The organism is Mycobacterium sp. (genome assembly GCF_049585075.1).
Lineage (GTDB): Bacteria > Actinomycetota > Actinomycetes > Mycobacteriales > Mycobacteriaceae > Mycobacterium.
The window spans coordinates 1-5,077 of sequence record NZ_JBAUZA010000436.1; the positions used below are offsets into that span (position 1 = coordinate 1).

Sequence of the window (5,077 nt, forward strand, 5' to 3'; positions counted from 1 at the left end):
CTCGACCGTTGTCGACATCCAGGCAGGGAATCACTCGCACCGCAAGGCTGGTGTTGCAATAAGATTCAGTACTCATCCGGTGGTCCTACCTTGCGCACGATTTCGAGTACCTGGGCGTGCATACCGGGGGCAGCGGCCAATACGGACCGCGAATCGGGGGTCCACTCGTCGCCGGCAAGGTTCGTGACGACGCCACCGGCCGCCCGGACCAGCGCTACGCCCGCAGCGTGGTCCCACACGTGGTCGCCGAAACTGATTGCACCGCCGAGAATCCCGTCGGCAACATAGGCAAGGTCGATGCCGGTGGCACCGTGCATCCGGATGCGCGACGATACCCGGCTGAGCTCTTCGAGCACCGCCAGCCGGTAGCGGCCCGGAAATCGGCCACGCGAGTCGGCATTGAAGGTTCCGACACCGATGACCGATTCCGTGAGCTCGACTTTGGCCAATGGCTTTTGCGGCACGCCGTTTTTCATCAGCCCGCTGCCCACTACCGCGGTGTAGCGCACGCCGGTGAACGGTAACCAGGTCAGGCCAGCCACGGGATCTCCGTCGTGCAGCAGACCCAGCAGAATCGCCGCCAGCGGCGAACCGGCCGCATAGTTGAAGGTCCCGTCGACCGGGTCCAGCACCCACACCCACGGCGAGGCGACATCGGCGCCGCCGAACTCCTCGCCGTGCACGCCGATTCCGGTGGTCTTCTCCAATGCGTCGACGACTTGGCGTTCGATGGCCAAATCGACCTTGGTGGCGAAGTCGTCACCCTTCTTGCTGACCGCGGATTCGGCGCGGTGGCCTTCGAGGAATGGCTCGGTGGCGGCATCGAGGATTTCAGCAGCCTTGGCCACCAACGCGTCGAGATCCATTGCGGTCCTAGCCTGCTACCGCTGCCAGCGCTTGTGGCAAAGTGAACCGTCCGGCGTACAGCGCTTTGCCCACGATCGCGCCCTCGACGCCGCTGCCGGTCAGCGTGGCGATGGCGCGCAAATCGTCGAGGCTGGACACGCCGCCAGACGCGATCACCGGGGCGTCGGTGCGCTCCGCGACCGCGCTCAGCAGGTCGAGATTGGGACCGGTCAAGGTGCCGTCCTTAGTGACGTCGGTGACGACGAACCGCGAACATCCTTCGCCGTCAAGGCGTTTCAATACGTCCCACAGGTCGCCGCCGTCTGTCTCCCAGCCGCGGCCGCGCAGTCGATGATCGCCGTCAACGATTTGGACGTCCAGCCCGACAGCCACCTTGTCGCCGTGTTCGGCGATCACCTGAGCGCACCACGCCGGATTCTCCAGCGCAGCAGTCCCGAGGTTGACCCGCGCACATCCGGTAGCCAATGCGGCCGTCAACGAGTCGTCGTCGCGGATACCACCGGACAGTTCGACCTGCACGTCAAGCTTGCCCACTACCTCGGCGAGCAGCTCACGGTTTGAGCCGCGGCCGAACGCCGCGTCCAAGTCGACCAGGTGAACCCATTCCGCACCGTCGCGCTGCCAGCCCAGTGCAGCGTCCAACGCTGAGCCGTACTCGGTTTCGCTGCCGGCGCGGCCCTGCACCAAGCGCACCGCCCGACCCTCGACCACGTCGACGGCCGGCAACAAAATCAACCCCACGTCACAACCCCTCAACCCAATTGCTCAACACGGCAGCCCCCGCGTCCCCGCTTTTTTCGGGGTGAAACTGGGTCGCGGCCAACGGCCCGTCTTCAACGGCGGCCAGAAACGGATCCCCATGAGTGGCCCACGTCAGCAGCGCCCCGGATCGGCCTTCCCACCGTTGGGCCGCATAGGAATGCACGAAATAGAACCGGGCGTCGGCGTCCAGCCCTTTGAACAGCGCGGTGCCCGGCGCGGCGGCCACCACGTTCCACCCCATGTGCGGGATCACCGGTGCGTCCAGCCGAGTGACGGCTCCTGGCCACTGTCCGCAACCGGTGGTCTGCACCCCGAATTCGACTCCGCGGGCGAACAGGATCTGCATGCCGACGCAGACCCCCAGCACTGGTCGAGCTCCGGCGACGCGCTCGGCGATCACCCGCTCGCCGGCTATCCCGCGAAGCCCGCTCATGCAGGCCTCAAAAGCACCGACGCCCGGCACCATCAATCCATCAGCGGCCGCGGCGGCGTCCAGATCGGCGGTCACTTCCACCGCGGCGCCGACGCGCTGCAGCGCACGCTGTGCCGAACGCAGATTGCCCGAGCCGTAGTCCAAAACCACAACGGATTTGGCTTTCACAGGGTCCCTTTTGTGGACGGCACGCCCGACACTCGCGGATCGGCTTCGACTGCCTGACGCAGTGCACGAGCGACGGCCTTGTACTGCGCCTCGGTGATGTGGTGCGGGTCGCGACCGTAGAGAACGCGAACATGCAATGCAATGCGGGCATTGTTCGCCAGCGTCTCGAACACGTGCCGGTTGACGACAGTGTGATAAGGCACGGTGTTGCCGGCGATTGTGAAGTGCCGCAGGTGGTCCGGTTCACCGGTGTGCACACAATAGGGCCGGCCGGACACGTCGACGGCAGCGTGGGCGAGCGCCTCGTCCATCGGGATGTACGCGTCGCCGAACCGTCGGATGCCGGTTTTGTCGCCCAGGGCCTGGGCCAGCGCCTGGCCCAGCACAATCGCGGTGTCCTCGATGGTGTGATGCGCCTCGATCTCGACATCACCCTTGGCGCGCACGGTCAAATCGAAGCTGGCGTGGCTGCCCAGTGCGGTCAGCATGTGGTCGTAGAACGGGATCCCGGTGTCGACGTGGACCTTTCCGGTCCCGTCCAGGTCGAGTTCCACGACAATGTCACATTCCTTGGTGGTGCGTTCCACGCGGGCGTGGCGCTGCGGGCTCATGACGCTCCTAAGGGCTGGGCCAATTCGGTGGCGGCGATCTGGGCGCTGGTCTGCAAGAAGACGTCGTTCTCCTCGGCTAATCCGGTGGTCGCGCGCAAGTACCCGGCGATACCGACATCGCGTATCAGCACACCGGCATCCAGGTAATGCTGCCAGGCAGTCGGTGCATCGGCGAACCGACCGAACAGCACAAAGTTGGCGTCGCTGGGAACAATCCGAAATCCCATGCCGCTCAACGCTGTACTCACCCGCTCACGCTCGGCGATCAACGTCGCCACGCTGCCCAGCGTGTCATCGGCATGCCGCAGCGCTGCCCGGGCGGCGGCCTGAGTAACCGAAGACAGGTGGTATGGCAGGCGTACCAACAGCATCGCGTCGACCACCGCCGGGGTGGCGATCAGGTAACCGAGCCGGCCGCCTGCGAAGGCGAATGCCTTGCTCATGGTGCGGGTCACGATGAGCTTGGTCGGGTACTCGGAGACCAGAGCCACCGCGCTGGACTGCGATGAGAATTCACCGTAAGCCTCGTCCACGATCAGGATGCCGGGCGTCGCGTCGAGCAGTTTGCGCAATTCAGGAATCGAAACACTCTGCCCCGACGGGTTATTCGGGCTTGCCACAAACACAACATCGGGAGCACGGTCGACGATCGCGGCGACAGCTGCCTCGATGTCAAGGCTGAAGTCCGCAGCGCGCACCGTCTGCATCCATTCGGTGTGTGTGCCGTCGGAGATGATCGGGTGCATCGAATATGACGGGACGAATCCGATCGCGCTGCGCCCCGGGCCACCGAACGCCTGCAGTAGCTGCTGCAGGATTTCGTTGGAACCATTTGCGGCCCAGAGGTTTTCTATGCCCAGCGGGACACCGGTCTGCGAGCTCAGGTAGGCGGCCAGGTCCCGGCGCAATGCCACCGCGTCGCGATCGGGATAGCGGTGCAAGTCGACGGCCGCATCACGCACGGATGCGACCAGGTCGTCGACCAGCGCCTTGGTGGGCGGGTGCGGGTTCTCGTTGGTGTTCAGCCGTACCGGAACCGCGAGTTGCGGCGCGCCGTAAGGCGATTTGCCACGCAAGTCGTCGCGAAGTGGGAGCTCGTCGAGCTCCGGGCGTTTGCTCATCGCTCGAACCTCCGCCGTACCGCCTCGCCGTGCGCAGGAAGGTCTTCGGCCTTGGCTAACGTAACCACGTGTCCTGAAACATCTTTCAGGGCCGCCTCGGTGTAGTCCACGACGTGGATGCCGCGCAGAAATGTCTGCACTGAAAGGCCACTGGAATGCCGGGCGCTGCCCGCCGTCGGGAGCACGTGGTTGGAGCCGGCGCAGTAGTCGCCGAGGCTGACCGGCGAGTAGGCGCCGATGAAGATGGCCCCAGCCGAGCGGATCTGCGCCGCAACCCGTTCCGCGTCCGCGGTCTGGATCTCTAGGTGCTCGGCGGCGTAGGCGTTGACGGTGCGGATACCGGCATCGATGTCGTCGACCAGGATGATCGCCGACTGTCGTCCGGAAAGTGCAGTGGTCACCCGCTGGCGGTGGACGGTGGTCGCCAGCTGGGCGGCCAGCTCGGTGTCGGTGGCGTCGGCCAGGTCGGCGCTGGGTGTCACCAGCACGCTGGCGGCCATCTCGTCGTGCTCGGCCTGGCTGATCAAGTCGGCAGCGACGTGGGCGGGGTCGGCGGTGTGATCGGCCAGGATCGCGATCTCGGTCGGCCCCGCTTCGGCGTCGATGCCGACTCGCGAGCGGCAGAGCCGCTTCGCCGCGGTGACGTAAATGTTGCCGGGTCCGGTGATCATGTCGACCGGCGCGAGCTCGGCGCCGTCGAAGTCGATGCCGCCGTAGGCCAGCAGTGCCACGGCCTGCGCACCGCCGACCGCCCACACCTCGTCGACGCCCAGCATCCGAGCGGCGGCCAGGATCGTCGGGTGCGGCAGACCCTCAAATCGGCCGTGCGATTGCGCCTGGGGCGGGCTGGCCACCACCAGTGAGTCGACGCCGGCGGCCTGCGCCGGCACCACGTTCATCACCACGCTGGACGGGTACACCGCGTTGCCGCCCGGTACGTAGAGCCCGACGCGTTCGACCGGAACCCACCGCTCGGTGACGGTGGCGCCCGGCCCTAGGGTCGTCGTGGAGTCGGCGCGACGCTGGTCGGCGTGCACGGCACGGGCGCGCTCGATCGCCACTTCCAGGGCGAGGCGGACATCGGGGGCCAGGCCGGCCAGGGCGGCGTCCAACTC

General features: G+C 66.4%; 6 protein-coding genes. All 6 read right to left on the reverse strand.

Annotation, left to right across the window (positions count from 1 at the left end):
- Positions 1-65: 65 nt before the first annotated feature.
- Positions 66-866, reverse strand: coding sequence for an inositol monophosphatase family protein (locus tag WB785_RS20715; RefSeq protein WP_424081348.1), 801 nt, complete (start codon positions 864-866; stop codon positions 66-68).
- Positions 867-873: 7 nt separating this feature from the next.
- Positions 874-1,608: a bifunctional 1-(5-phosphoribosyl)-5-((5-phosphoribosylamino)methylideneamino)imidazole-4-carboxamide isomerase/phosphoribosylanthranilate isomerase PriA gene (priA, locus tag WB785_RS20720; protein ID WP_424081350.1), complete on the reverse strand. Its 735-nt coding sequence runs from the start codon at positions 1,606-1,608 to the stop codon at positions 874-876.
- A 1-nt stretch (position 1,609) separates the two neighbouring features.
- The gene (hisH, locus tag WB785_RS20725; protein WP_424081352.1) at positions 1,610-2,230 is read right to left on the reverse strand and encodes an imidazole glycerol phosphate synthase subunit HisH; all 621 of its coding nucleotides are present in this window, start codon (positions 2,228-2,230) and stop codon (positions 1,610-1,612) included.
- Positions 2,227-2,841 carry an imidazoleglycerol-phosphate dehydratase HisB gene (hisB, locus tag WB785_RS20730; protein ID WP_424081353.1) on the reverse strand — a complete coding sequence of 205 codons (615 nt, stop codon included), beginning with the start codon at positions 2,839-2,841 and terminating at the stop codon, positions 2,227-2,229. Before hisB ends, hisH begins: the two co-directional genes overlap by 4 nt.
- Entirely contained in the window at positions 2,838-3,962 is a 1,125-nt protein-coding gene (locus WB785_RS20735) for a histidinol-phosphate transaminase (RefSeq protein ID WP_424081355.1), read from the reverse strand. Before WB785_RS20735 ends, hisB begins: the two co-directional genes overlap by 4 nt.
- Positions 3,959-5,077, reverse strand: a 1,119-nt coding sequence (hisD, locus tag WB785_RS20740; protein WP_424081356.1) for a histidinol dehydrogenase, incomplete at its 5' end; no start/stop codon positions are given. The genes WB785_RS20735 and hisD, both read right to left, overlap by 4 nt.

What these genes read in the sequence shown, in the direction of transcription:
- WB785_RS20735 (WP_424081355.1), bottom strand. Translation starts at nt 3,962, where the DNA reads ATGAGCAAACGCCCGGAGCTCGACGAGCTCCCACTTCGCGACGACTTG.
- hisB (WP_424081353.1), bottom strand. Translation starts at nt 2,841, where the DNA reads ATGAGCCCGCAGCGCCACGCCCGCGTGGAACGCACCACCAAGGAATGT.
- WB785_RS20715 (WP_424081348.1), bottom strand. Translation starts at nt 866, where the DNA reads ATGGATCTCGACGCGTTGGTGGCCAAGGCTGCTGAAATCCTCGATGCC.